The sequence below is a fragment of the Sphingomonas sp. RB1R13 genome (assembly GCF_036663775.1).
Lineage (GTDB): Bacteria > Pseudomonadota > Alphaproteobacteria > Sphingomonadales > Sphingomonadaceae > Sphingomicrobium.
This window is the reverse complement of sequence record NZ_JAXOJM010000001.1, coordinates 816,444-839,394: the sequence shown is the minus strand read 5'-3', so window position 1 is coordinate 839,394 and position 22,951 is coordinate 816,444. Positions and strand designations below refer to the sequence as shown.

The following is a 22,951-nucleotide window of genomic DNA, read 5'->3' as shown; positions in this document are numbered from 1 at the left end:
TGGTGAGTGTCATTTCCCGTTTGTTTTCAAGAAAGTCGCGCTGATGGCCGAAACCAGTGTCGCGCAGCGCATTCGCCAGTTGATCATTTCGGGCGAACTTCCCGGGGGCGCCCGCGTCGCCGAGGCCACAATCGCCGAGCGGCTGGGCGTGTCGCGCACTCCGGTCCGCAACGTCATCCCCGCGCTCGCCGCCGAGGGGTTGCTCGAACCGGTCGGGCGGCGTGGTTACGCGGTCCGCCGGTTCAGCATCGAGGACAGCTTCCGCGCGACCGAATTGCGCTGCCTGCTGGAAGGCCAGGCGGCGCGGGCGATCGCAGCGAAGGGTGCCGGGCCCGAATTGATCGCGGCGCTGCGCGAGGTGCTCGACGAGGGCGACCGGGTGGTGGCGCAGGAGCGGATCGTGCGCGACGAGCAGGAAGCCTATGCGGCGATGAACCTGCGTTTCCACACGCTGATCGTCGACGCCGCGGAGGACGCGCTGCTCGCCGACCTGATCCACCGGGTCTATGCCGTGCCGTTCGTCTCGCCGGGCGTTGTCGCCTCGACCGGGATCCCGGCCGAGGATATTCCCGGCATCCTGCAGACCGGCCAGCGCCAGCATCACGCCATCGTCGACGCGATCGAGGCGGGGCAGGCCGATTTGGCGGAGATGCTGATGCGCGGCCACTCGGCGCCGGCGAGGAAGACGCTGGGTCTCGACGGCCCGCGCGAGGGAGATGTTCGCGACGTGGCGCTGTAGCGCGGGCGAATGTTCACGAATGTTCGCGCTCGTGAGCGGTTATTTCGGCTCGCCTTTCGCTGCCGCTCGCTCGCGTGCGTAAAGCGGGAAAGGGGAGAATCGGTGCGCATCGCGTCGGGCTAGGCGCATCACTTGCCTGTAGGACAGGAAAATCGACAATTCCGGGGGATTGGGTGGTAAGTCGGCGCTAGAGGGCTAAGCTCTCATAGCCGCAAGTATAAGTTCTCGGCTCCATAGGCCGACATAACGCGGAAAATCCCAACCCATGCGATAGTCGCGCAAATAGGCCAGAGGCTTGGGTAGCGAAATCGGCTGCATTTCGAGATCCAGATAGCGCCATCCACCGACAGGAACATCCAGGTTGCGGTGAAATGCTCGGCTGCGATGAGTCGTCAGCAAGGCGTACGGAATGCCAGACCGCAAAAAGTTCTCAAGCGCCAGTTTGATGTCAGCGAATGGCAAGTGAAAAAGCAATCGCGGCAGTGCCAGACATCAGCGGCGGGGAATGCATCGGTGCAAATGTCGAAGGCTCGCAGGTCAAGCTCAGGATGAGCGCGACGAATGTCTTTTATCAAGGTCGGGGAAATGTCGCCACCGATATAGTGTCGCCCTTCCATGACACCCAATATCCAGTTCAGGTCGCCGCAGGGTGCATCAAACACCGTGTCTACTTCGAGCCGGTCGAGACAATCCCGTAACTCATTAACGTAATTCTGTGTGCGTCGGACTTCTGAGCCAGGCCCGCTGCGGCTCTCAGCGGACTTCCAGCCGTTGGCCTGGTAGATCGCATCGAAAGATGAGCGCCTATCGCCGTGTGCTGTCGCGTTGGGGAAGGCTCGAGGAACTGGATTGAAGCCAAACGGCTTACCAACGGCGTTGGCAGCGCGGATTGCGATAAGCGGAAGCACTCCTCCACCTACTCGCGATGGTCGCTAGTGACAATCACCAGACGACAATTGGGGTGCAGCTAATGGTCCGCATTGTTGCTAGACCCCGACCCGCTCCTCATACGCCTTGATCGCCGCTTCGCTTTTCAGCGTCAGGCCGATTTCGTCGAGGCCGCTCATCAGGCTTGCCCGGCGGAAGGGATCGAGGGTGAAAGCGAACTGTTCGTTGCCGGCGGTGACGGTCATGTCGGCGAGGTCGATGGTAACCGGGGCGTGCTCGGCGAGGTGCATCAGGCTGGCAACATCGGCGGCGGGCAGGACGACGGTGACGAGGCCGTTCTTGTAGGCGTTGCTGCTGAAAATGTCCGAGAAGCCCGGGGCGATGACGGCGCGGATGCCCATGTCGTCCATCGCCCAGGCGGCGTGCTCGCGGCTCGATCCGCAGCCAAAATTGGCGCCGGCGATCAGGATCGGAGCGTTGGCGAACTCGGGGTCGTCGAACACATTGCCGGGCTCGGCACGGATCGGGGCGAAGGCGTATTTCCCGAGCCCGCTGCGCGTCGTCGTCTTGAGGTGATCGGCGGCGATGATCACGTCGGTGTCGATATTGTCGCGGCCGAGCGGGTAGGCGCGGCCCGAGATGCGGTTGACGGGGGTCACTTGATCAGCTCGCGGACGTCGGTCAGGCGACCGGTGACGGCGGCGGCGGCGGCCATTGCCGGGGACAGCAGATGGGTGCGCGCGCCGGGCCCCTGGCGGCCGACGAAATTGCGGTTGCTGGTCGAGGCGCAGCGCTCGCCAGGCGGGACCTTGTCGGGGTTCATCGCGAGGCACATCGAACAGCCGGGCTCGCGCCATTCGAAGCCGGCATCGAGGAAGATTCGGTCGAGCCCCTCGGCTTCGGCCTGGCGCTTGACGAGGCCCGAGCCGGGGACGACCAGCGCCTGGCGGATCGAAGGGGCGATGTGGCGGCCGTTGGCGACTTCGGCGGCGGCGCGCAGATCCTCGATGCGGCTGTTGGTGCAGCTGCCGATGAAGATATGCTCGACCGCGACGTCCTGCATGCGGGTGCCGGGGGAAAGGCCCATGTAGGCGAGGGCCTTCACGGCGGCGGCGCGCTGGCCGGGGTCGGCGAAGGTTTCCGGATCGGGGATGGATCCGGTGATGGCGACGACCTCGTCGGGGCTGGTGCCCCAGGTGACGTTGGGGGCGATGTCGGCGGCGTTGAGGGCGATGGTCTTGTCGAAGGTCGCGCCGGGATCGGTGACGAGGGTACGCCAGCGGGCGACGGCGGCATCCCAAGCGGGGCCGGACGGGGCCATCGGACGACCCTTGAGATAGGCGAAGGTCGTGTCGTCGGGGGCGAACAGGCCGGAGCGGGCACCGGCCTCGATCGACATGTTGGCGACGGTCAGCCGCTGTTCGATGGTCATCGCGTCGAAGGTCGAGCCGCGATATTCGATGACATGGCCGGCGCCGCCCGCGACCCCCAGCTTGCCGATGATGGCGAGGATTACGTCCTTCGCCGAGACGCCGAAGCCGAGCGCGCCGTCGACCCGGACGTCGAGCGTCTTCGAGCGTTTCAGGAGCAGGGTTTGCGTGGCGAGGACATGTTCGACTTCGCTCGTGCCGATGCCGAAGGCGAGTGCGCCCAGCGCGCCGTGCGCCGCGGTGTGGCTGTCGCCGCAGACGACGGTGGTGCCGGGCAAGGTGAAGCCCTGTTCGGGGCCGACGACGTGGACAATGCCCTGGCGGGCGTCGAGATCGTCGATGTAGGGGACGCCAAATTCGGCGACGTTGGTGGTGAGCGCGGACAGCTGGGTGGCGCTGGCGGTGTCGGCGATGGCGACGCGATTGCCGGCCAAGTCGACGCGGGCGGTGGTCGGGATATTATGGTCGGGGACAGCGAGCGTGAGGTCGGGGCGGCGGACGCGGCGGTTGGCGCGGCGCAGGCCCTCGAAGGCTTGCGGGCTGGTCACTTCATGGACGAGGTGACGGTCGATGTAGACGAGGTCGGTGCCGTCGGCGCGCGCCTCGACGACGTGTGCGTCCCAAATCTTGTCGTAGAGCGTGCGCGGGGTCATGCGGCGGCCTGCGTGCTTGGTCGATCACGGTCGGCCAGCGCATCGGCAAGTTCGGCGAGGACTGCGGTGCCGAAGTCGGAGCAGCTCGAATAGCCGCCAAGGTCGCTAGTACGGGTGCCATGAAGCAGGGTCGCATCGAGCGCGTCGGTGAGCAGCGCGGCCTCGTCGCCATGGCCGAGATGGCCAAGCATCAGTGCCGCGCTGGCGATCATCCCGCCCGGGTTGGCGCGGTTCTGCCCGGCGATGTCCGGGGCCGAACCATGGATCGGCTCGAACAAGGCGGGGGTGCCGGGCGCGCCGCTCGACGAAGAGCCGAGCAGGCCGATCGAGCCGCCGATGACCGACAGCTCGTCGGAGAGAATGTCGCCGAACAGGTTTTCGGTCAGGATGACGTCGAAGCGGGTCGGCGAGGTGACAATCGCCATCGCGGCGGCATCGACATAGAGATGGTCGAGCGCGACGTCGGGGTATTGGGCCGACAATTCGGTGACGACACGGCGCCACAATTTCGAGGTGGCCAGGACATTGGCCTTGTCGACCGAGGTCAGCTTGCCGCGGCGGGCGCGGGCGGCGGCGAAGGCAATGTGGGCGATGCGCTCTATCTCGGGGCGCGAGTAGGCGCACAGGTCGGAGGCGTCATCGTCGGACAGTGATTTCTCGCCGAAATAGAGCCCGCCGATGAGTTCGCGCACGACGAGGACGTCGGCGCCGGTGGCGATTTCGGGCTTAAGCGGTGAAAGATGCTCGAGCCCGGGGATGATGCGGGCGGGGCGCAAATTGGCGAACAGGCCGAGTTCGCTGCGCAGCGCGAGCAGGCCCTGTTCGGGGCGGCGCGGGGCGTCGTCCCACTTGGGCCCGCCGACCGCGCCCATCAGGATCGCATCGGCGCCTTTGCAGGCGGCAAGCGTAGCGGGGGGAAGGGGGTCGCCGTGACGGTCGATCGCGATGCCGCCGAAGTCGTGATGGTCGAAGGCGAGATCGAGGCCGCGTGCCTTCGCCACCGCCATCAGGCAGGCTACCGCGACGTCCGCGACTTCGGGCCCGATGCCGTCACCGGGCAGGACGACGATGTTCATCGCTCAGGCCGCCTGCGGGGTGGCGTGCTGGATGGCCTCGGGTCTGCTGCGGACATTGCGCACCGCTTCGGCATTGCTGGCCGCGTCGATGTAGGCCGAGACGAAGCAGGGCAAGATGTCACGACCCCGCGCGCGTCCGGCGAACAGTTCGCCGTCCACTTCAAGCGTGATTTCGGTCAGCACATTGGCGCCCTGCCCGTCGGGGGCGGGATCGTCGGCGTCGATCGCGATGTATTGCATGTCGAGCTGGTCGACGCGGGCGGGGATGTTCATCATTTGCGAGACCGCGAGGAAGGCGGCGTCGAGCGCGCCGGGGGCCGAGGCAATGTCCGTGACGCGACCGCGCTCGCCATGTTCAAGCTCGATCCGCGCGACCGGCCAGGCGGTGGCCGAAACGGGCGAGCGAATGTCGACCTTGTTCAATTTCCACAGCCGTTCAGGCGCGCCGCTGTCGATGCCGCTGAGCAGCGAGAGGAGGCGTGCGGAGTCGACGATGCCAATCTCGTCGGCGACGGTCTTGAAGGCGGTGAAGGCGCGGTCGAGGCGATCGCCGTCGAGGATGAAGCCAAGCGCCTTGGCACGCGCGGCGAGCGCGTGGCGGCCGCTGTGCTTGCCAAGGATGATGCCTTCGGCAGCGAGGCCGATGTCTTCGGGTTTCATGATCTCGTAGGTTTCCGGATTCTGGAGCATGCCATGCTGGTGGATGCCGGATTCATGCGCGAATGCGTTGGCCCCGACGATCGACTTGTTGCGCGGGGGTGGCGAGTTGGTGACCTGAGCCAGCGTGTGGCTGGCGGCCATGATCCGCTTCGTGTCCACCCCGGTGGTTACTCGGAAGGTGTCGGCGCGGGTCTTGAGCGCCATGACGACATCCTCGAGCGCGCAATTGCCGGCGCGCTCGCCGATGCCGTTGACGGCGCATTCGACCTGGCGCGCGCCGCCGCGGATCGCCGCGAGGCTGTTGGCGACGGCCATGCCGAGATCGTCGTGGCAATGGGTCGAGAAGATGGTTTCGGACGAGCGGTTGACATGCTGGGCGAGGAACTGGAACAGGTCGAAAATCTCGTCGGGGGTGGTGTAGCCGACGGTGTCGGGGACGTTGAGCGTGGTGGCGCCGGCGGCGGCAGCGGCGGACAGGCATTCGACGAGATAGTCGCGCTCGGTGCGGATCGCGTCCTCGGCCGAAAATTCGACATCGTCGGCCAGGCTCCGGGCGTGGGCGACTGAAGAGCGGATATGTTCGAGTACCGTCTCGCGGCTCATGTGAAGCTTGAAGTCGCGGTGGATCGGGCTGGTGCCGAGAAAGACGTGGATGCGCTTTTTGGCGGCGGGAGCGAGGGCGCGCGCCGAGGCTTCGACATCGCCGCGAGTGGCGCGCGACAGGCTGCAGATAATCGGGCCATGGATGTCGCGCGCGATCCGTTCGATCGACGCGAAATCGCCCGGCGAAGCGGCGGCGAACCCGGCCTCGATGACATCGACGCGAAGCTCGGCCAGCGCGCGCGCCATGCGCAGCTTGGCATCCTCGTTCATCGAGAAGCCCGGCGCCTGCTCGCCGTCGCGCAGCGTGGTGTCGAAGATGCGGACGCGGTCGGGGGCGGCGATATCGGTCATTGGACGGATCCTGACGGAACTGTGACGGAGGTGACGCCAATGAGGCGCTGTAACTGGAGGTCGAGGACATCGAGCCGGCGACTGGCGTCACGGGCCACGAGGTCGAGGGTCATGGCGGCGGTCGTGCTATCGGCCTCGGTCATGGTCATCGCGCGACATTCGAAGCCGCGCCGCTCAACCAGCCCGACGATCCGCCCGATCGCGCCCTCGCCAGGCGCGAAGCGGATCGTGATTCGAGACGGCTCGGTCACCAGCGGGTCTCCATCATCTGGACGTTGGACGAATTGGGCGGGACCAAGGGCCAGACATTCTCGCGCGGGTCGATGCGGACGTGGCACAGGACGGGTCCGCTGGTCGCCAGCAACCGGTCGATCGCGCCGTCAACGTCTGAGCGGTGATCGACAGTGAATGCCTCTATCCCGAACGAGCGCGCGACTTCGGCGAAATCGGGGTTGTCGCTGAGGTCGATTTCGGAGAAATTCTCGTCGAAGAACAATTCCTGCCATTGACGGACCATGCCCAGCTGGCTGTTGTCGAGCAGGACGATCTTGAGTGGCAGGCGGTAGCGGCGAAGCGTCGCCAGCTCGTGGATGTTCATCATGATCGAGCCGTCGCCCGAAACGGTGATGACGGTTGCGTCGGGCTCGGCGATCAGCGCGCCCATGCCGGCGGGAATGCCATAGCCCATCGTGCCGAGCCCGGCGCTGGTGAGGTGCGCCTGGGGGCGGACGAAGCGGCAATGCTGCGCGACCCACATCTGGTGCTGGCCGACGTCGCAGGTGAAGATCGCCTTGTCACCGGCGCGTTCGGACAGAGTCTTGAGCAGTGCCGGCGCATAGACGCCATTGCCGGGGGCGTCATATTTGTTGGCCCACAATGTCTTTTGCGCGGCGCACTGGTCGCGCCAGCTTTCGGCGTCGGCGGGAGCGGCGGTGAGCGCGTCGAGGATGGTCGTGAGGTCACCGGCGAGCGCGACTTCGGGGCGGCGCAGCTTGCCGATTTCAGCGGGGTCACCGTCGAGATGGATGACCCTGGCATTGGGCGCAAACGTGTCGAGCTTGCCCGTGGCGCGGTCGTCGAAGCGCGCGCCGACGCAGATCAGCAGGTCGCAATTGTCGATCGCGACATTGGCGCCGCGAGTGCCGTGCATGCCCAGCATGCCGAGGTAGCTGCCGGTGTCGGTCGGGATCGCGCCCAGCCCGCGCAGGGTCGCGACCGAGGGGATGCGGGTGCGGGCAGAGAAATGGCGCAGGGCCTGCTCGGCGCGGGCGATGCCGATACCGCCACCGAAATAGAGGATGGGCTGACGGGCCGCGGCGATCAGCTCATTGGCGTGGGCAATGGCGGCCGCGTCGAGCGGGACAACCGGGGCGGCGGGCAGGGTGACGGGCGCGGGACTCGCGGTCTTGACGGTGACGTCCTTGGGCAGATCGATCAGCACCGGCCCGGGGCGACCCGAGCGCGCAATCTCGAACGCTTCGGCGAAGATGCGCGGAATATCGGCGGTGTCGCGGATGACATAGCTGTGCTTCACGATCGGCAGGGTGATCGCGAAAATATCGACTTCCTGGAAGGCGTCTGTGCCCATCAAGTGGGACGCGACCTGGCCGGTGATGGCGATCATCGGCACGCTGTCCATATAGGCGTTGGCGATCCCGGTGACGAGGTTGGTCGCGCCGGGGCCCGAGGTGGCGAGGCACACGCCCGGGCGGCCGGTAACGCGGCCATAGGCATCGGCGGCGAGCGCCGCAGCCTGCTCGTGCCGGACGAGGATGTGAGTCAGCGAAGATCCGGGCAGCGCGTCATAAACGGGCATGATCGCGCCGCCCGGATAGCCGAAGATATGGGTCACGCCTTCGCGCTCAAGCGCTTCGACGACCAGCCGCGCCCCGCTGAGCGGCGCAGGCTGGGGAGCCGGGGATGCGTCGTCAGGGCGGGGAGCGGTGTTGGTCATTACGCGGCCTTTGCTTCGGTTTGGGTAGTCGCAGTCGCAGCCTTGGTGTCGGTGTTGAGCCACGCCATGTGGCTGCGCAATTCGGCGCCGACCTTTTCGAGCGGCAGGTCGAGATCGGCCTGCATCATGGCGTCGTAATTTTTCTTGCCGGCTTCATTCTCGGCGATCCAGTCGCGCGCGAACTGGCCCGACTGAATGTCGGTGAGGACTTCCTTCATACGCGCCTTGGTCTCGGCATTGATGACTCGCGGGCCCGAGACGAGGTCGCCGTATTTGGCAGTCTCGGAAATGAAGCTGTGCATCTTGGCGAGCCCGCCCTCGTAGAGCAGGTCGACGATCAGCTTCAGTTCGTGAAGGCATTCGAAGTAAGCGACTTCGGGCTTGTAGCCGGCTTCGACCAGCGTTTCGAACCCGGCGTTGATGAGCTCCGACGCGCCGCCGCACAGCACGGCCTGCTCACCGAACAGGTCGGTTTCGGTTTCTTCCTTGAAAGTCGTTTCGATCGCGCCGGCGGTGGTCCCGCCGATGCCGCTCGCATAGGCCATCGCCTTGTCGCGGGCCGTCCCGGTCGAGTCCTGGTGGACCGCGAACAATGCCGGCACGCCGCGGCCGATTTCATATTCGCGGCGGACCAGGTCGCCCGGGCCCTTGGGGGCTACCAGGATGACGTCAATGTCCTCGCGCGGGGCAATCTGGCCGTAGAGGACCGAGAAGCCGTGGGCGACGAGCAGCGCCGCGCCGGGGGCGAGGTTGGGGGCAATGTCGTCGGCGTAGGACGCGCGATGCGCCATGTCTGGGGCGAGCAGCGCGACGAGCTTTGCCTCCTTCGCGGCATCGGCGGGCGATACGGTGCGGAAGCCGTCGGCCTTGGCGGTACGTTCGGCCTTGCCCCCGGCGCGGGCGCCGACGATGACGTCATGGCCGCTATCGCGCAGGTTGCGGGCGTGGGCCCGGCCCTGGCTGCCATAGCCGATGATCGCGATCGTCTGGCCCTTGAGGGCGGCCTGGTTGACGTCGCTTTCGGTATAAATCCGTTCCACCGTATGATCTCCTGTTGAACCAATATCGTAGATAAAATTAAACCCCCGCTCCGGGGGGAGCGGGGGTCGGTCTTGTCCGGTTCCTGTCGAACCGATCAGCCGATCGCCGCCCCGCACTGCGAGGGGATAAGTACGAGCGTAAGGAGCAGGCGCACGTCGAGGATCGCGGCCGGGGCCCCGCTCAGTGTCTCGTCGGTGGCCAACTTCGTCATCACGGTCGCGAATCATCCCCTTGCGGAATCCATGTCGGGATCCCGTTCGCCCTCTCCCTATGCCGATAGCGAGCAAGGATTCAAGGACATTCGCTCTTGTGGCGGCATTTTTGGAGGTTATGGAGTGGGCGCAGCGGTGGCCCGGGGGCGGCCATTGTGTCCCAAACTTGCCTTCAAAAGACTGGAATTTCCATGACGCCCGAAGACCCGGTTTCCCCAAATTGGCCGTCCCGCGAATTGGTCGAAGGGCCGGCCCGTGCCCCCGCCAGGGCCATGCTCCACGCCGCCGGCTATGACGCCGAGGCGCTGTCGAAGCCGATGATCGCGATCGTCAACAGCTGGTCGACGGTGACGCCGTGCAACATGCATTTGCGCGCTCTTGCCGAACATGTCCGGCGCGGGATCCTGGAAGCGGGCGGGACCCCGGTCGACTTCAACACGATCGTCGTGACCGATGGCATCGCGATGGGCACCAAGGGGATGCGCGCCTCGCTCATCAGCCGCGAAGTGATCGCCGATTCGGCCGAACTGGCGGTGCGCGGGCACAGCCTTGACGGGGTGGTGTTCCTGGTCGGCTGCGACAAGACGATCCCGGCGGCAGCGATGGCGGCGGCGCGAATGGATTTGCCGAGCGTCATCTTGTACGGCGGATCGATCATGCCGGGGCGGCTGGGCGACCGCAAGCTGACCATCCAGGATGTGTTCGAAGCGGTCGGCGCGCACAGCAGCGGCAAGATCAACGACGCCGAACTGGCCGAAATCGAACAGGCGGCATGCCCCGGGGCGGGGGCGTGCGGCGGGCAGTTCACGGCCAACACGATGGCGCTGGCGATGACCTTCCTGGGCCTTTCGCCGATCGGACTGAACGATATTCCTGCCGTTGCTCCAGCCAAGAGCGAGGCGGCGGCCGAGGCCGGGCGGATCGCGGTCGCCGCGGTCAAGGCGGGGCTCAACGCGCGCCAGATGATCACCCCGACCGGGCTTCGCAATGCGGCGGTAGCGGGGTCGGCGACGGCGGGGTCGACCAACCTCGTGCTCCACCTGCTCGCGATCGCGCGCGAAGCGGGGCTGGGCGAGGATGAGTTTGCGTTACCGATCTTCGACGAAGTGTCGCGAAAGACCCCGGTGATCGCCGACTTGAAGCCGGGCGGTTGTTACATGGCGCCCGATATGAGCGCGGCAGGCGGGTCGGCCTTGCTCGGCCAGCGGTTGCAGGAGGCGGGGCTGCTGGTCGATGCGCCGACGGTGACGGGCAAGTCGCTGTTCGAAAGCTTCGTGGGCGCCAAGGAGACCCCGGGGCAGGACGTGATCCTGTCTGCGGCGAAACCGCTCAAGCAGCGCGGCGGGTTCGGGGTATTGTTCGGGAACATCGCGCCAGACGGCTGTGTGGTGAAGCTGGCGGGGCATGAGCAGATGCTGATGGATGGGCCGGCCAAGGTGTATGACGGCGAGGAAGCCTGTTTCGCGGCGGTGACGCATGGCGAGATCGAGCCTGGCGACATCGTCGTGATCCGCGGCGAGGGGCCGGTCGGGGGGCCGGGGATGCGCGAGATGCTGGCGATCACTGCCGCAATCCAGGGGCGCGGGCTTGGCGACAGTGTCGCGCTGGTCACCGACGGGCGATTCTCGGGCGCGACCTATGGCTTCATGGTCGGGCATATCGCGCCGGAAATGGCCAAGGGCGGACCGATTGGGAAGCTGCGCACCGGCGACCGGGTGGTGATCGACGTCGAGCGGCAGGTGATCGAGACTGACGCCGATCTCGACGCGCGCGAGGCAGCGCCGGTGCTCGACAAGGGCGAGCAGTTGACCGGGGTTTACGCGAAATATGCCGCGCTGGTGGGTTCCGCGTCGCAGGGCGCGGTGACCAGCGGGGCGGATCGCTAAGCAGGAATTGAGAGCAGCGCTTCCAACTCGGCGAGGCTCGGGCCAATGCTGTCCTTGGTGCTTGGTCGCGACAGGATCGCAGCGAGGGCGCGGGGGGCGGGTATCGTCTCGCCGGTCAGGGGTTCGATGACGTCGGCGAACTTATACGGGTGCGCGGTGGCCGCGATCAGCCACGGTTGGTCGTCGCGCATTGTTTGCGGCAGGCGGGCATAGGCTTCGGCGGCGGCGGCCGAGTGCGGGCACCATAGATAGGTCTTCTGGTCGGCGATAATCCGCGCCTTGATCGCATCATCGGTGACGAGTTCGACGGTCACTTCGCGTAGTTCGACCGGGAGTGAAATCAGCCGTTCGAAATTGCTTGGGGCGCCGACGTCCATCGCATTGGCGATCGTCGCGACCGACGGGCGTGGCTCGTACAGCCCGGTCGCGGCCCAGTCGGCGAGCGTGCGATTTTCGTTGGTGGCGAGGTGCAGCGGGCCAATCGGCGCGCCCATCGCGCGGGCATAAAGCGCAGCGAAGCCGTGGCCGAGATTGCCGGTCGGGATGACGAAGCCGGGCTTGTGGCCGGTCTCGGCGAAAATGCGCGTGGCGGCAAAAGCGACATAGGCCATTTGCGGCATCAACCGGCCGATGCTGATGCTGTTGGCCGAGGTCAGGTTGAGCGCCTTCGTCATCGCGGGATCGGCGAAGGCGGCCTTGGCGAGGCGCTGGCAATCGTCGAAGTCGCCATCGACCTCGATCGCGCGGACGGGGGCATTCCAGCAGGTCAGCTGATGCTCCTGAAAGGGCGAGACGCGCCCCTTGGGATAGAGGATGACGGCGCGCACTGCTGCACATCCTTCGGCCGCGCAGCCGACCGCGCCGCCGGTATCGCCCGAGGTTGCGGCGAGGACGGTCAGCGGGCGGGCGGGCCCACTCTTGCTCGAAACCCCCAGCCGGTCGAGGCAGGCCATCAGGAAGCGCGCGCCGAAATCCTTGAAGGCACCGGTCGGGCCGTGGAAGAGCTCAAGCACGCGGCGGCCATCGGAGAGGGTTTTAACCTCGATCGGAAAGTCGAATGCGGTGGTACAAATGGCGGGAAGGTCGGGCTCGAGTTCGTCACCGGCGAAAAACGGGGCGAGGAAACGCGCGGCGAAATCGGGGAGGGACAGCGCGGGGTCGAGCGCGGTGGGATCGGCCACGATCTGGCGCTCGGGCAGATACAATCCGCCGTCGGGCGCGGCGCCATTGCGGATTGCCTCGCTCAGGGAAACGGTGGGCGACTGGCCGCGGGTGCTGGTGAAACGCATCAAGCGGCCCTCGCCGAAGTCTGTTCGACCCGGGCACCCGCCGAATCGATTGGCGCGCGATAGGCGCGCGCTTCCAGCCCGGCATCGGCAAAGGCATTGGCCATGGCGACTTCGACCGCGCGGGCCTCGCTGTCGGGGACCCACGCGAAGACCGAAGGACCCGACCCCGAAAAGCTGCAGCCGAGCGCGCCCGCGCCCAGGGCGGCGGCCTTGACTGCGGGCAGGGTCGGGAGGAGGTGCGCGCGCTGAGGTTCGATCAGCACATCCTCCAGCCCGCAGCGGATGAGCTCCAGGTCACCCGACACGCACCCGACCATCAACGCCGCGAGCCGCCGACTATGTTCCACGATCGTTGCCATCGGCACTTCCTTCGCCAGAAGTTTGCGCGCACCGCTGGTCTCGATCTCGGCCGCCGGGTGGAACAGGATACACGCCACCCCGGCCGGCGTGGGCAGCCGCGCCAGCCTGACCGGTGCCTCGCGCGCACCCAGCACCAGCCCGCCGAGCAGGCTCGCCATGACATTGTCCCAATGCGGCGGATCCGACGCCACGCGCTCGCCTTCGAGCGCGAAAGGGAATAAATCCTCAATCGAATAGGGGCGATCGAGCAACGCATTCGCCGCGACCGCACCGGCTACCGCCGACGCCGCCGATCCGCCCATTCCGGCCGACATCGGCACGCCCTTGTCGATCGACAGCCGCACGCCGAACCGCGCCCCGGCGGCATCGAGCACGGCCCGTGCCGCCGCCAGCGCGGTGTTTTTCGCCGGGCTGTCGGGCAGGCTCGTGACGAGGCCGGTGACCGCCCCGAGACGGACCCCCAAAGCTTCCTCGCGCACCGCAACGACGGTGTCACGCACGGCATCGAACGCCTGGCCGAGAATGTCGAAGCCAGGGCCGAGATTTGCGATGCTGGCGGGTGCGCTGGCGGTCGCCTGGGTCATGTCAGGCGGTCATCCGCAGGGGCACGACGCCCGATCCGGCGGTCGGCGCGGCGCGCTGGCACGGGGCCGAGCGCTGCAGGTCCATGATGTCAGCGAACACCGCGGCGGCGGTCGGCCATCGCCCGGCGCCATGGCCGTGGACTTCGTGGACCGATCCGTCGGCAGCGGTGATCAGCACGCTGTTCTCGGTATTGGTGACCTTGGCCAGCGGGTGTGCCATCGGCAGCGGTTCGATGCGGACCGAGGCTTCGACCTTGCCGTCGGGCAGCAGGCGCGCGCGGCTGACCTGCTTGAGCACCTGCCCCTTGGCGAGCGCGGCAAGGATTGCCTCGGCGGTGACGGTCATCAGCGAATCCTTGGGAATGTCCTCGGCGGCGACCGCCACTCCCATGGCGTCACGGATGAGCAGCGACAGCTTGTAGGCGGCGTCATGGCCTTCGACGTCGCTGGTCGGGTCGGCCTCGGCGAACCCGAGTTCCTGGGCCTTGGCCAGCGCGCGGTCGAAGGTCCAGCCATTGGCGAGGCGGGCGAGGAGGAAGTTGACCGTGCCGTTGACGACCCCGTCGAGCGCGACGACTCCGGGATCGCTCGCCAGCCGGGCGACCGCCTCCAGGACCGGGGCGCCGCCGCCGACCGCGCCCGAGTAAAGCAGCTTCGCGTTGCCTGCAGTGGCGCAGGCGTGGAGCGCGTCATAATGGGCCGCGACGACCGCCTTGTTGGCGGTGACGACATGGATCCCGGCGCGCAGGGCGTCGCACAGCGGATCGGCATATTCATGCGCGCCGCCCATCGTCTCGACGATGATATCGACTTCGCCGGCGAGCGCTTCGGCGAGGCTGTCGGTATAGAGCACGGGCTGGTCGCGGCGATCGGGCGAGCGGACCAATACCTTGTTGAGGACGAACAGGTCCGAGCGGTTGAGGAGATAGTTCATCACGCCTGCGCCGACCGTGCCGCAGCCGAGCAACGCGACTTTCAGTTTGGCGCGCTGGAGGGGGAGGGACTTGACGAGGGGAAGTTTCGCGACGGTGGTTTCCTCGGCCGAGCCGATCGACGCAACTTCGATCATTACATCATTTTCGGCGGCGGCGCGGATCGCTTTTTCCTGGATGAGGCCGGCGCTGACGCGGACGGCATCGTCATAGCCCAATTGGGCAAAGCGTTCGGCGAGCGGGTTCTTGGCGGGGTCCTGATCATAGACGCCGTCGACATCCTTGATCAGGCGGACGCGGTGGGCGTCGAGCCGGGCGGCGAAGAAGACTGCGGTAAGGTCGGTCCCGCCGCGGCCCAAGGTGACGACGCCATGGGTCGCGTGGCCGGCAGTGAAGCCGGGGACGACGAGCACGTCATGGCTGTCGAGCGTAGCGAGGACGGCGTCGGCGTCGAGCCCGGTGAGGGTTGAATCGAGCGGATCGCCAGTCGCGATAAGGCCCATTTCATGGGGGTCCATCGTCGTCGCGCGGACGCCGATCTGGCCGAGCGCGAGGGCGAGCAGGGCGGCCGAGTGAAGTTCGCCGGTGCGGGCGACGCGGGCGAGGAGCAGCGGCTGCTCGCCGCCGACGCGCATCCCCTGGTTGAGCAGAGCATCGGTCTCGCCGGCCAGCGCCGAGACGACCGCGACGACCTTCTCGCCATTGCGGACGTGGCGGTAGCATTCGTTGGCGACCGCGGCATAGTCGCCCTCGGTTTCGAGCACGCTCGACCCGAATTTGAGGACGCAAAGTCGCTTGGGCGCGGGGCGTTGGTTCATCGTCGTCAGCCTTCGTCTTTTTCGGCGTTCGGGGCCATAAAAAAACCCGCTCGCCTGGTTGGGGAGCGGGTCGGAAATGTCGGCCTGTCAGATGATGATCAGCCGATATCCCCCCGCGGGCGGGTAATAATCGTCGTGGTCATCATGATGGCGGCGTTGGTCATGTTGGGCAGGGCAATGCGTCGAAATGCGGACCATGGTCAAGCCAAAAGCACTATTTGGGATCCCGTTTGGCGTTTTTGGGTGTGATCGGTGCGGTTAGGTCACGGATTTTTGATCTGCCTCGTCATCCCGGACTTGATCCGGGACCTGCCTTCTTCCGGCGCAGAGGTTAGGCAGGTCCCGGGTCAAGCCCGGGATGACGATCATTTGGTTAGGGGCGAATCCGGCCCCCGCCGCGAACGACATATTTGAAGCTGGTCAGCTGCTCGGGGCCGACCGGACCACGGGCGTGGAGCTTTCCCGTGGCGATGCCGATTTCGCCGCCGAAACCAAACTCTCCGCCATCGGCGAACTGGGTCGAGGCATTGTGGAGGACGATCGCGGCGTCGACCTTGTCGAGAAAAGCATTGGCGGCGGCTTCGTCATCGGTGATGATCGCCTCGGTATGGCCGGTACCGTAGCGGCGGATATGGGCGATTGCCTCGTCGAGCCCAGCGACGATGCGGACGGCGAGGATCGGTTCGAGATATTCGCACGACCAGTCGGCATCGGTTGCGGCGACCATGGGGACGATGGCGCGCGCTTCGTCGTCGCCACGAAGTTCGCAATCGGTCAGGGCGGCGGCGATTTGGGGAAGCAATGTTGCGGCGACGGCGCGGTCGATCAGCAGCGTCTCGGTCGCGCCGCAGACCGACGTGCGGCGCATCTTGGCGTTGCGGACGATAGCGATGGCCATGGCGGGATCGGCGGCGGCGTGGACGTAGCTGTGACACAGGCCCTCGAGGTGGCCGAGCGTGGGAACGCGCGATTCGTTGGTGACGCGCTCGACCAGCGGCTTGCCGCCGCGCGGGATGATCAGCTCGATCGAGCCGCCCAGTCCTTCGAGCATATGGCCGACGGCGGCGCGGTCAGGGGTTGGGACGAGCTGGACGACATGCGGCGGGAGGCCGGCTTCGGCGAGCCCGGCTTGCAGCGCGTCGTTGATCGCGACGCAGCTGGCAAAGGCTTCGGAACCGGGGCGAAGGATGACGACATTGGCCGAACGCAGGCACAGTGCGGCAGCGTCGGCGGTAACGTTGGGGCGGCTTTCGTAGATCATGCCGATAACCCCGATGGAGGTGCGGATGCGGGCGATGTCGAGCCCGTTGCCGGGAGTCCAGCGGGCCAGTTCCTGACCGACGACATCGGGCAGGCCAGCGATGATATCGAGCGAGGCGGCCATCGCTTCGATGCGGGCTTCGTCGAGGCGCAGGCGATCGACGAGCCGGGTGGCGGCAGCGACATCGGCCCTGTTGGCGGCGAGGATGGCGGGGGTGGCAGCACGGATGTGGCGGGCCATGGCGGCGATGCCGACCGATCGCTGTTCGGCGGGGACCGAACGCAGGGCGTCGGCGGCAGTTTTGGCCTGCGCGCCGAGGAGGAGCATCTGGTCGGAAAGGTCGGTCATAGCATCACCAGATCGTCACGATGGATGAGTTCGTCGCAGCGCGAATAGCCGAGGCGGGTCGCGATGTCGGCGCTCGGGCGGCCTTGGATGGCCTGCGCCTCGACGGCGGAATAGGCCGCGATGCCGCGCGCAATCTCGGTCCCGGCAGGATCCAGGATGCGGATGCAGCTGCCCTGGTCAAAGCGGCCCTCGACCTGGGTGACCCCGGCGGGGAGAAGGCTTTTGCCTGCGGTAAGGGCTCGCGCGGCGCCGGCGTCGATGTGGACCGACCCGCCGGGGGCCAGGCTGCCGCGGATCCATGCCTTGTAGGCCGAAGCGGGGGAGCCCGAGGGGGCGACGAGCGTCGCGCGGGCGCCGTCGGCGAGGCGGGCCAAGGGGTGGAGCTCGCGGCCATTGGCGATGATCGTCGCACAGCCGAAGCCGCTGGCGATTGCAGCAGCGTCGAGTTTGGTGCGCATGCCGCCGGTGCCGACTCCTGCCGCGCGGGCACCCCCGGCGAGAGCCTCGATCTGGGGGGTTATGGCGGCGATGTGGGGCAGGTGCTCGGCCGACGGATCGCGCGCGGGGTCGGCGGTGAACAGGCCGTCGACGTCGGATAGCAGGATCAGCACGTCGCTGTGGATCAGCTGGGCAGCGCGGGCCGAGAGGCGGTCATTGTCGCCATAGCGAATCTCGTCGGTGGCGACGCTGTCATTCTCGTTGATTACCGGCAGCGCGCCAACCCCGAGCAGGGTTTCAAGCGTGGCACGGGCATTGAGCGAGCGGCGACGCTGTTCGGTGTCGTCAAGGGTGAGGAGGAGCTGGGCGACAGGGATGGCGTGAGGGGCAAGCGCGCGCTCCCACGCCTGCATCAGGCGCGACTGGCCGGCGGCGGCGGCGGCTTGCTTATGATCGAGCCGAGCCGAGACGGGCAGGCCGAGGTGGCGGCGGCCGAGCGCGATTGCGCCTGACGAGACGAGGAGGAGTTGCTTGCCCTGTCCGCGCAGGGCGGCGAGATCGCTGCCGACCGACGCAAGCCAATCAGCGCGCACCCCGCCGTCATCGCCGACAATCAGCGACGAGCCGATCTTGACGGTGATCCGGCGGGCGTTGGCTAGCGCGTTCGGGACCGCGCTGGCGAGCGCGGCGGGGGCGGATATTATGGACGACCGAGTCACGCGCGCTCCTTTCATCCCGCCTCATGGCGACGGGATCCCAACTTGACAATGCGCGGCCTCACCGGGAAGGCGGCGGAACGATGACCGATGTACCGCCAAACCTGACCGACCTGCGCGACGAGATCGATGCGCTCGACGATGCGTTGCTTGAAATACTCGAGCGGCGGATGGCGGTGGCGAGCGAAGTTGCGCGGCTCAAGGGCGATGACGGCTTGCTGAAGCTTCGGCCCAAGCGCGAGGGGGCGATTGTCGCGCGGCTGGCGGGCAAGGCGACGATCGCGAGTGAAGCCCTGATCGCCCATGTCTGGCGCGAGCTGATGGCGCATAGTCGCCAGAGCCAGGCGAAGATGGAGGTTCGGCTTTACGCCCCGACTGCGGCGGTGGCGCTGCGCGAGGCGGCGCGCGAGCGGTTCGGGCGGGTCACTCCGATCGTCGAGGCGGGATCGCCGGCAGAAGCCTTGTCGGCGGCGGCGGGTGGCGAAGTGGTCGCGCTGATCGAGTTGGACGGCGCGGCGTGGTGGCGCGATTTGCCGCCGGGGGTGGCGCTGTTCGGAGTGATCGGGCCAAAAGAAGGGCGCGCGTTGCTTGCGGGACGCATGGCCGAGGCTGATATCCCTGACGAGGACTGTGCGGCGTTGAAGGATATCGTCGCGTGAGCGGCGAGCAATTGACGGCGCGCGCGTCGGGTCCGCTTGGCGGGACGATTGCGGTGCCGGGGGACAAGTCGATGTCGCACCGCGCGCTGATCCTCGGCGGGCTGGCGGCGGGAGTGACGCACATCACGGGTCTGCTCGAGGGCGAGGATGTGTTGCACACCGCGCAGGCGGTGACGGCGCTCGGGGCGAAGGTCGAGCGCACCGGCGGCGGCGAGTGGCGGGTCGAGGGGTGCGAGTGGCGGTCGCCCGAGGGCGAGGTTTATTGTGGCAATAGCGGGACAGGCGCGCGCCTGCTGATGGGGGCGGCGGCGGGCTTTCCCATCTCGGTCACCTTCACCGGCGACGAGAGTTTGAGCGGTCGGCCGATGGGGCGCGTGCTGGGACCGCTGCGCGACATGGGCGCCGGGGTCGAGGCGAGCGACGGCGACCGGATGCCGCTGACCATCCATGGCGGCAATCTCAACGGGCTGCGCTTCGTCAACACCAAGGCGTCGGCGCAGGTCAAGTCGGCGATCCTCTTCGCCGGGCTCAGGGCAAGCGGGGCGGTCGAGGTGGTCGAGCCGATGCCGACCCGCGACCATAGCGAGAATATGCTGCGGGCGTTCGGGGCCGAAGTAGCGACACGGTCGGACACGGTATCGCTGGGTGAAAAACGTGAGCTTTTTGCGTGCCTTGTGGCGATTCCGGGGGACCCCTCTTCGGCCGCTTTTGCACTGGTCGCGGCGCTGGTCGTTCCGGGGGCGAAACTAACTGTGACGGGGGTGATGTTGAACCCGCTGAGGACGGGGCTGTTCACGACTTTGGTCGAGATGGGGGCGAATCTCACCATCGCCAACGAGCGCGACTTTGGCGGCGAGCGGGTCGGGGATATTACATCCAAGTTCAGTAACTTGCGCGGCGTGACGGTGCCAGCGGAGCGATCGGCGAGCATGATCGACGAATATCCGATCCTGGCCGTCGCGGCGGCGTTTGCGAGCGGGCAAAGCGTGATGCACGGGCTGGCCGAACTGCGGGTCAAGGAAAGCGACCGGCTGGCGGCGATCATCGCCGGGCTGGTGGCGTGCGGGGTCGATGCGCGCGAGGACGGGGACAGCCTGGTGATCGAGGGGCTTGGCGGTCCTCCCCGCGGCGGCGCGGTGATCGACGCCAATCACGACCACCGCATTGCGATGAGTTTCCTGACCCTGGGGATGGCGTCGGCCAAGCCGGTGCAGGTGACGGGGACGGCGACGATCGCGACCAGTTTCCCGGGCTATGCCGAACTGATGCGCTCTCTTGGAGGTCGGATCGAATGACGATCGGCTATGCCGGCGCCCCGGGGGCGTTTGCCCACGAGGCAGCAAGCCTGTTCGCCCCCGATCAGGTCCAGATTGCCTTTGCCAGCTTTACCGCAGTGGTCGAGGCGGTGGCGTCGTCGGCGGTCGAGCTTGGCGTGCTGCCGGTATCGAACGGGCGCGTGGGCAAGGTGCCGGGGGTGGCGGCGCTGCTGGCCGATGCGCGGATCGAGGTGATCGAGGAGCGCGAAGTCGCGGTGCGGGTGCATTTGCTTGCGCTTCCCGGCGTCACGCTGGATGAAGTGCGGATGATCGCATCGCATCCCGTCGCACTGGCGCAATGTGCCGAGCATCTGGCCGCACTGGGGATCGCGACCGAGGAAGCGGCCAATACGGCGGTTGCGGCGGCGGCGCTCGACCGGCGCGACAAGGGCGTGCTGGCGTCGGAAGCGGCGGCCGAAGCCTATGGGCTGGCGGTGCTGAAGCGCGATCTTCACGACGATCCTGACAATCGGACGCGGTTTGCGCTGATTGGGAAGGTGGCGGCGTGAGCGTCAACAGCTTTGGGCGGATGTTTCGCTTTTCGACCTGGGGCGAAAGCCATGGGCCGGCGATCGGGGCGATCGTCGACGGTTGTCCGCCGGGGATAATGCTGTCGGAGGGCGACGTGCAGCCGTGGCTCGACAAGCGCCGACCGGGGACGTCGCGCTTCACAACGCAGCGACAGGAGCCCGACCAGGTGCGGATCCTGTCGGGGGTGTTCGAAGGGCGGACGACAGGGACGCCGATTTCGCTGATGATCGACAATGTCGACCAGCGCTCGAAGGATTATGCGGAGGTCGCCAAGGCGTATCGTCCGGGTCATGCCGACTATAGCTATGACGCCAAATATGGCCATCGCGACTGGCGCGGGGGTGGGCGGAGCAGTGCCCGCGAGACGGCGTCACGGGTCGCGGCGGGAGCGGTCGCGCGGCTGGTTTTGCCCGAGGTGTCGATATTGGCTTACCTCGTTGAGATGGGTGGGGACCGGATCGACCGGGCGGCGTTTGACGCGGACCAGATTGCGGCCAATCCCTTTTACTGCCCCGATGCTGCGGCGGCGGCACGGTGGGAAGTTGCGCTCGATGCGGCGCGGAAAGCGGGATCGTCGCTGGGCGCGGTGATCGAGTGCGTCGCGACCGGGGTGCCGGCGGGATGGGGAGCGCCGCTTTATGCCAAGCTCGATGCCGAGCTCGCCAGTGCGTGCATGTCGATCAACGCGGTCAAGGGGGTCGAGATCGGTGACGGGTTCGATGCCTCGCGGTTGCGCGGGGAGGAGAATGCCGATCCCATGCGTGCCAAGATCGGGGGGGGCGGAAGTGATGGTCCAAGCTTCCTCGCCAATCACGCCGGCGGGATCGCGGGCGGAATTTCGACCGGGCAGCCGGTGGTGGTGCGGGTGGGGTTCAAGCCGACCTCGTCGATCTTGACCCCGGTCGAGACGATCGACCGCGAGGGCAAGGAAACCGAGATTGTCACCAGGGGGCGGCATGATCCGTGTGTCGCGATCCGCGGCGCACCGGTGGTCGAGGCGATGATGGCGCTGGTGCTGGCCGACCAGAAATTGCTTCATCGCGGGCAGTGTGGGCAATGACCATCATTCCGGTTGCGCTCGGCAATCGCAGCTATGATGTCGTGATCGAGGACGGGCTTTTGGGCCGGGCGGGAGCAAAACTCTTCCCCTTCGCGCGCAATGGGCGGCTGGTCGTGGTGACCGACGAGAATGTGTGGGCGGCGCTGGGCGACACGTTCGTGGCGGGGCTTGGCGGGCTCGAGGCGGCGACGATCGTGATGCCCGCGGGCGAGGTCAGCAAGAGTTGGGCGGGGTTGTCGACTCTGATCGACCAGCTGCTCGCGCTGGGGATCGAGCGACGCGATCATGTCGTCGCGCTTGGCGGCGGGGTGATCGGGGACCTCGCCGGGTTCGCGGCGGGGATCGTCAATCGAGGCTGTGGCTATGTGCAGGTGCCGACGTCGTTGCTGGCGCAGGTCGACAGCTCGGTGGGGGGCAAGACCGCGATCAATGTTGCGGCGGGCAAGAACCTCGTCGGGGCGTTTCACCAGCCCGAGCTTGTGCTGATCGATCCGGCGGCGACCGCCACCCTCGACCCGCGCCATGTCGCGGCGGGCTATGCCGAAATCGTCAAATATGCGCTGATCGAGGATCCGGGGTTCTTCGAGTGGCTCGAGGCAAATGGCGCGGCGGTGATTGCCGGGGAGGCCGAGGCACGGGTCCATGCGATCGCGACCGCCGTGGCGGGCAAGGCCAGGGTCGTCGCCGAGGATGAGCGCGAGACCAGGGGGCGGCGGGCGTTGCTCAATCTGGGGCATACGTTCGGCCATGCGCTGGAGGCCGCGACGGGGTTTTCGGACCGGCTGTTTCACGGCGAGGCGGTGGCGGCGGGGTGCGCGCTGGCGTTTGATTTTTCGGCGTCGCGCGGGCTGTGCAGCGCCGAGGATGCGGCGCGGGTGCGGGCGCATCTGGCGCGGGTTGGGCTTCCGGCGGGATTACGCGAGGCGGGGGTCGAGGCGTCGGGGGCCGAGCTGGTCGCGGCAATGATGACCGACAAGAAGAAGGAGGGCGGGCGATTGCCGTTCATCCTGGCGCACGGGATCGGGCAGGCGTTCGTCGACAAGTCGGTCGAGCTGGCCGAGGTCGAGGGGTTTCTGGATGGGAGCGCTAAACCTTGACGGGATCCCGTTGGCACCTATATGGGCGGGGTATGACCACCGCGTTCGC

At 67.0% G+C, this 22,951-nt stretch carries 21 protein-coding genes; 8 read left to right on the top strand and 13 right to left on the bottom strand.

The features are described 5' to 3' along the window. Positions 1-43: 43 nt before the first annotated feature. Positions 44-739 carry a GntR family transcriptional regulator gene (locus tag U1700_RS03960; RefSeq protein ID WP_332750342.1) on the top strand — a complete coding sequence of 232 codons (696 nt, stop codon included), beginning with the start codon at positions 44-46 and terminating at the stop codon, positions 737-739. 195 nt (positions 740-934) lie between these two features. Here the strand turns inward: U1700_RS03960 and U1700_RS03955 are convergent, their stop codons facing one another. Then, positions 935-1,201, bottom strand: coding sequence for a hypothetical protein (locus tag U1700_RS03955; protein ID WP_332750340.1), 267 nt, complete (start codon positions 1,199-1,201; stop codon positions 935-937). Between U1700_RS03955 and U1700_RS03950 the strand changes: the two genes are divergently transcribed. Then, complete coding sequence (locus U1700_RS03950; protein ID WP_332750338.1) at positions 1,195-1,437, top strand: hypothetical protein; 243 nt, start codon at positions 1,195-1,197, stop codon at positions 1,435-1,437. The genes U1700_RS03955 and U1700_RS03950 overlap by 7 nt on opposite strands. A gap of 288 nt (positions 1,438-1,725) precedes the next feature. Here U1700_RS03950 and leuD read toward each other — a convergent pair whose 3' ends face one another. From leuD to ilvC, 7 genes are read right to left on the bottom strand one after another with little or no spacing between them, the layout of a single operon-like run. Further along, positions 1,726-2,286 (bottom strand): 3-isopropylmalate dehydratase small subunit, encoded by a 561-nt coding sequence (gene leuD / locus U1700_RS03945; protein WP_332750336.1) that lies wholly within the window; start codon positions 2,284-2,286, stop codon positions 1,726-1,728. Further along, positions 2,283-3,710, bottom strand: coding sequence for a 3-isopropylmalate dehydratase large subunit (gene leuC, locus U1700_RS03940; RefSeq protein ID WP_332750335.1), 1,428 nt, complete (start codon positions 3,708-3,710; stop codon positions 2,283-2,285). Before leuC ends, leuD begins: the two co-directional genes overlap by 4 nt. Beyond that, the gene (gene leuB, locus U1700_RS03935) at positions 3,707-4,786 is read right to left on the bottom strand and encodes a 3-isopropylmalate dehydrogenase (protein ID WP_332750333.1); all 1,080 of its coding nucleotides are present in this window, start codon (positions 4,784-4,786) and stop codon (positions 3,707-3,709) included. The genes leuC and leuB overlap by 4 nt, the downstream gene beginning before the upstream one ends. Positions 4,787-4,789: 3 nt before the next feature. Next, on the bottom strand, positions 4,790-6,400 hold the full coding sequence (locus U1700_RS03930; protein WP_332750331.1) for a 2-isopropylmalate synthase: 1,611 nt from the start codon (positions 6,398-6,400) through the stop codon (positions 4,790-4,792). Next, entirely contained in the window at positions 6,397-6,651 is a 255-nt protein-coding gene (locus U1700_RS03925) for an ACT domain-containing protein (RefSeq protein WP_332750330.1), read from the bottom strand. Before U1700_RS03925 ends, U1700_RS03930 begins: the two co-directional genes overlap by 4 nt. Then, entirely contained in the window at positions 6,648-8,354 is a 1,707-nt protein-coding gene (gene ilvG, locus U1700_RS03920; protein WP_332750328.1) for an acetolactate synthase 2 catalytic subunit, read from the bottom strand. Before ilvG ends, U1700_RS03925 begins: the two co-directional genes overlap by 4 nt. Further along, positions 8,354-9,394: a ketol-acid reductoisomerase gene (gene ilvC, locus U1700_RS03915; RefSeq protein WP_332750326.1), complete on the bottom strand. Its 1,041-nt coding sequence runs from the start codon at positions 9,392-9,394 to the stop codon at positions 8,354-8,356. The genes ilvG and ilvC overlap by 1 nt, the downstream gene beginning before the upstream one ends. Before the next feature lie 404 nt (positions 9,395-9,798). On the opposite strand from ilvC, the gene ilvD reads away from it, so the two are divergent. After that, complete coding sequence (gene ilvD, locus U1700_RS03910; protein WP_332750325.1) at positions 9,799-11,493, top strand: dihydroxy-acid dehydratase; 1,695 nt, start codon at positions 9,799-9,801, stop codon at positions 11,491-11,493. Here the strand turns inward: ilvD and thrC are convergent. The 5 genes from thrC to proB form a co-directional block, all read right to left on the bottom strand. Further along, positions 11,490-12,782: a threonine synthase gene (gene thrC, locus U1700_RS03905; RefSeq protein WP_332750323.1), complete on the bottom strand. Its 1,293-nt coding sequence runs from the start codon at positions 12,780-12,782 to the stop codon at positions 11,490-11,492. The genes ilvD and thrC overlap by 4 nt on opposite strands. Next, positions 12,782-13,726: a homoserine kinase gene (locus U1700_RS03900; RefSeq protein WP_332750322.1), complete on the bottom strand. Its 945-nt coding sequence runs from the start codon at positions 13,724-13,726 to the stop codon at positions 12,782-12,784. The genes thrC and U1700_RS03900 overlap by 1 nt, the downstream gene beginning before the upstream one ends. A 1-nt stretch (position 13,727) precedes the next feature. Further along, on the bottom strand, positions 13,728-15,476 hold the full coding sequence (locus U1700_RS03895) for a homoserine dehydrogenase (RefSeq protein ID WP_332750320.1): 1,749 nt from the start codon (positions 15,474-15,476) through the stop codon (positions 13,728-13,730). Positions 15,477-15,849: 373 nt separating this feature from the next. After that, positions 15,850-17,085 carry a glutamate-5-semialdehyde dehydrogenase gene (locus U1700_RS03890; protein WP_332750318.1) on the bottom strand — a complete coding sequence of 412 codons (1,236 nt, stop codon included), beginning with the start codon at positions 17,083-17,085 and terminating at the stop codon, positions 15,850-15,852. Continuing rightward, complete coding sequence (gene proB / locus U1700_RS03885; RefSeq protein ID WP_332750316.1) at positions 17,082-18,242, bottom strand: glutamate 5-kinase; 1,161 nt, start codon at positions 18,240-18,242, stop codon at positions 17,082-17,084. Before proB ends, U1700_RS03890 begins: the two co-directional genes overlap by 4 nt. Before the next feature lie 80 nt (positions 18,243-18,322). Between proB and U1700_RS03880 the strand changes: the two genes are divergently transcribed. From U1700_RS03880 to aroB, 5 genes are read left to right on the top strand one after another with little or no spacing between them, the layout of a single operon-like run. Then, complete coding sequence (locus U1700_RS03880) at positions 18,323-18,898, top strand: chorismate mutase (protein ID WP_332750314.1); 576 nt, start codon at positions 18,323-18,325, stop codon at positions 18,896-18,898. Beyond that, positions 18,895-20,193 carry a 3-phosphoshikimate 1-carboxyvinyltransferase gene (gene aroA / locus U1700_RS03875; protein WP_332750312.1) on the top strand — a complete coding sequence of 433 codons (1,299 nt, stop codon included), beginning with the start codon at positions 18,895-18,897 and terminating at the stop codon, positions 20,191-20,193. Before U1700_RS03880 ends, aroA begins: the two co-directional genes overlap by 4 nt. Beyond that, positions 20,190-20,723 carry a prephenate dehydratase gene (locus U1700_RS03870; RefSeq protein WP_332750311.1) on the top strand — a complete coding sequence of 178 codons (534 nt, stop codon included), beginning with the start codon at positions 20,190-20,192 and terminating at the stop codon, positions 20,721-20,723. Before aroA ends, U1700_RS03870 begins: the two co-directional genes overlap by 4 nt. Continuing rightward, positions 20,720-21,805, top strand: coding sequence for a chorismate synthase (gene aroC / locus U1700_RS03865; protein WP_332750309.1), 1,086 nt, complete (start codon positions 20,720-20,722; stop codon positions 21,803-21,805). The genes U1700_RS03870 and aroC overlap by 4 nt, the downstream gene beginning before the upstream one ends. Continuing rightward, positions 21,802-22,902, top strand: a complete 1,101-nt coding sequence (gene aroB / locus U1700_RS03860; RefSeq protein ID WP_332750307.1) for a 3-dehydroquinate synthase — start codon at positions 21,802-21,804, stop codon at positions 22,900-22,902. The genes aroC and aroB overlap by 4 nt, the downstream gene beginning before the upstream one ends. Positions 22,903-22,951 lie beyond the last annotated feature (49 nt).